Genomic DNA, 3034 nt, shown 5'->3' with positions numbered 1-3034 from the left:
GCCGACGGGGGCGTCGGCCGGCCTGCCCCCGTGCGCGGGTTCCGGTACGGCCTCGGTCCGCAGGACCGCTCGCGGCACGATCAGCACGGCGACGCCCCGGCCGGTGAGCGCGGCGCGTGCCGCCCGGTCCAGCGCGTCCCGCACCTGCCCCGGCTCGGACACCACTTCGCAGAACTCGGACACGTCCGCGAAGAGCCGTGCCGCCGGGACGGCGCGCCGCCGGACGTCCGCGTCCGGGGAAGGCCGGTCCTCCCCCACCAGCGCCACGACCGGCTGCCGGTCCAGCGCGGCGTCGTACAGGCCGCTGAGCAGGTGCAGCGCGCCGGAGCCGGCCGGGGCGAGGCAGCAGCCCGGCCGGCCGGTGAACCTGGCGTGGGCGCAGGCCATGAGCGCGGCGGACTCCGCGTGCCGGGCCTGGACGAACTCCGGGCCGTGGTGCTCGTCGCCGAGCGCGCCGAGCAGGGCGTCGACGTCCGGTCCCAGGACGCCGAAGACCCGGTCCACCCCCCACGCCCGCAGGCGTGCCGCGATGAGCTCACCAACGCCGGCCACGTGCACCTCCCGCAGCTGGGAGCCGAGGATCGCGGCACCGGGTAGCCCGCCCCCGCGCCGCCAAACCGCCGGTGATCACCGCGGGCCTCTCGCCCCGTCGTGATCTGATGATCATTCTTTCGCGTGGACGGGCGTGCGCTCCCCCGTGGACGGCGCCGGTCCTGGTTGGGTGACCCGCAGCACCCGGAGTCTCCACCCACCTGCGAGGGAGCCGTATGAGCGCATTCACCGAGACCCCGCCGGCCCCCGTCACGGACGAGCGCTTCGAGGCGGTGCTTCGCGAGACGGTGGGGCCGCTCGCCGACGAGGTGGACCGCACCGGCCGGTTCCCGGGGCAGGGCGTGCGGGCCCTGGCCGAGGCCGGGCTGCTGGGGCTGCTCGGCTCCCCCGAGGACGGCGGGGGCGGCGGCGACCTGCGGCAGGCGGCCGGCGTGGTGGAGCGGCTGGCCGGGGCGTGCGGGTCCACGGCCATGGTCCTGCTCATGCACTACGCGGCCGTCACCGTCATCGACCGGTACGGGCCGCGGGACGTGCGCCGGGCGGTCGCCGAGGGCCGGCACCTGAGCACGCTGGCGTTCTCCGAACGCGGATCGCGCAGCCACTTCTGGGCGCCCTGCGGCACCGCGGCCCCGGGGCGGCCGGGCACGGTCCGGCTGGACGCGGAGAAGTCGTGGGTCACCTCCGCCGGGGAGGCCGACAGCTACGTGTGGTCCAGCAGGCCGCTGCGGGCCGACGGCGTCATGTCGCTGTGGCTGGTGCCCAGCGGCAGTACGGGACTGCGCGTCCGGGGCGAGTACGACGGCTTCGGGCTGCGCGGCAACGGCTCCAGCCCCGTCACCGCCACGGGCGTCACGGTGCCCGGGACGGCCCTGCTGGGCGGGGACGGCGAGGGCCTGGACACGGCCCTGGAGCTGGTCATGCCCGTCTTCCTGGTCCTGAGCGCGGCCTTCTGTCTCGGTGTGACCGGCACGCTGCTGGACCTGACGGCCGAGCACCTGCGCGGCAGCCGCCTGGAGCACCTGGAGCAGTCCCTGGCGCAGCAGCCGACGGCCCGCCAGGGCTACGCCCGGCTGCGGCTGCGCGCCGACGCCGCCCGCGCGTTCCTGGACGACACGCTCACCGCGCTGACGACGGACCGCCCCGACGCGCGGCTGCGGGTGCTGCAGGTCAAGGCGCTGGCGGCGGAGACCGCCGCGGAGGTGGCGGACGGCGCCATGCGGCTGTGCGGCGGCGCGGCCTTCCGCCGGGAGCTGGGCGTGGAGCGGCGGTTCCGTGACGCGCTGGCGGCGCGGGTGATGGCACCGACCACCGAGGTGCTGCACGACTTCTGCGGCCGGGCCGGCCTGGGGCTGCCGCTGTTCGAGGAGGCCCGGTGAACAGTCCGCTGGTCCTGGGGGCCGTGGCCTACGACCCGAAGGTCGTCACCATCTGGTCCGGTTTCCGTACCTGGCTGCGCCGGCACGGCCTGCCCTTCGACTTCGTGCTCCACGCCCACTACGAGCGGCAGGCCGAGGACCTCGTGCGCGGCCGCATCGACGCCGCCTGGCACTCCCCGCTGGCGTGGCTGCGCACCCGCCGGCTGGCACGGGCGGCGGGCGTGCCGGTGCGGCCGCTCGTCATGCGGGACACCGACCGGGACCTGACCTCGGTGGTCGTCGTCCGGGCCGACTCGCCGATCGGCGCCGTCGCCGACCTCAAGGACCGGACCGTCGCCGTCGGCGCGGTCGACTCGCCGCAGGCGACCCTGCTGCCCCTGCACCACCTGCGGGAACTCGGCCTCGAACCCGGCGTGGACTTCCGGGTCGTACGCCATGACACCGGGGTGGGCCTGCACGGCGACCACATCGGCGGCGAACGGGACGCGGCCCGCGCCCTGATGGCCGGCGAAGCGGCGGCGGCCTGCATGATCGACGCCAACCACCTGCTGTTCGGCCAGGAGGGCACCCTGCCTCCCGGCGCCACCCGCCTGCTGACCCGCACCGCCCCCTTCGACCACTGCGTCCTGGCGGCCGGGCCGTCCCTCGGCCCGGAGCCCGGCGAACGCCTCACCGCGCTGCTGCTGTCGATGTCCGCCGCGGACCTCGAGGTGCGTCACCTGATGGACCTCGAAGGGCTCACCCGGTGGCTGCCCGGGCGGGAGAGCGGGTACGCCGCCCTGACGGCCGCGGTGGACGAGGAGGGCTTCTACGACGCGGACGGCCGGATCACGGCCACCGGCTACCACCCGTGACCACCGGGCCGCCACCGCCCGGCACCGCCCTGCTCGACCTGGCCGGGCTCGGCCTCGACCGGGGCGCCCACCTGCTGCTGGACCGGGCTCTGCGCGCACTGCCGCCCGGCGGGCGACTGGCCGTGTCCGGCACCGATCCGGCCCTGGTCGCCCACCTGGCCGCCTGGTGCCGCCGGGAGGGCCACCCCATGTCGGCCGCGCCGCCCGGCGACGCGCCGGTCCGGGCGCACGTGGTGCGCGGGACCGGCGGGG

4 protein-coding genes are annotated in these 3034 nt (G+C 76.8%); 3 read left to right on the top strand and 1 reads right to left on the bottom strand.

Features of this window, described 5'->3' with window-relative positions; genetic code table 11:
- The coding region (locus RH94_RS38745; protein ID WP_267893362.1) for a thiamine pyrophosphate-binding protein at window positions 1–552 on the bottom strand (552 nt) is incomplete at its 3' end.
- Window positions 553–767: 215 nt separating this feature from the next.
- Here RH94_RS38745 and RH94_RS13050 point away from each other — a divergent pair.
- The 3 genes from RH94_RS13050 to RH94_RS41335 form a co-directional block, all read left to right on the top strand.
- Window positions 768–1928 carry an acyl-CoA dehydrogenase family protein gene (locus RH94_RS13050; protein WP_073947774.1) on the top strand — a complete coding sequence of 387 codons (1161 nt, stop codon included), beginning with the start codon at window positions 768–770 and terminating at the stop codon, window positions 1926–1928.
- On the top strand, window positions 1925–2782 hold the full coding sequence (locus tag RH94_RS13045) for a phosphate/phosphite/phosphonate ABC transporter substrate-binding protein (protein WP_073947773.1): 858 nt from the start codon (window positions 1925–1927) through the stop codon (window positions 2780–2782). The genes RH94_RS13050 and RH94_RS13045 overlap by 4 nt, the downstream gene beginning before the upstream one ends.
- Window positions 2779–3034 (top strand): sulfurtransferase TusA family protein (locus tag RH94_RS41335; protein ID WP_407697306.1); only part of this gene is annotated, 256 nt, incomplete at its 3' end. The genes RH94_RS13045 and RH94_RS41335, both read left to right, overlap by 4 nt.

It is taken from the genome of Streptomyces kebangsaanensis (assembly GCF_001906585.1).
GTDB classification, from domain to species: Bacteria; Actinomycetota; Actinomycetes; order Streptomycetales; family Streptomycetaceae; genus Streptomyces; species Streptomyces kebangsaanensis.
Note: the sequence above shows the minus strand (reverse complement) of the source record. Positions and strands in the feature narration are given on the sequence as shown.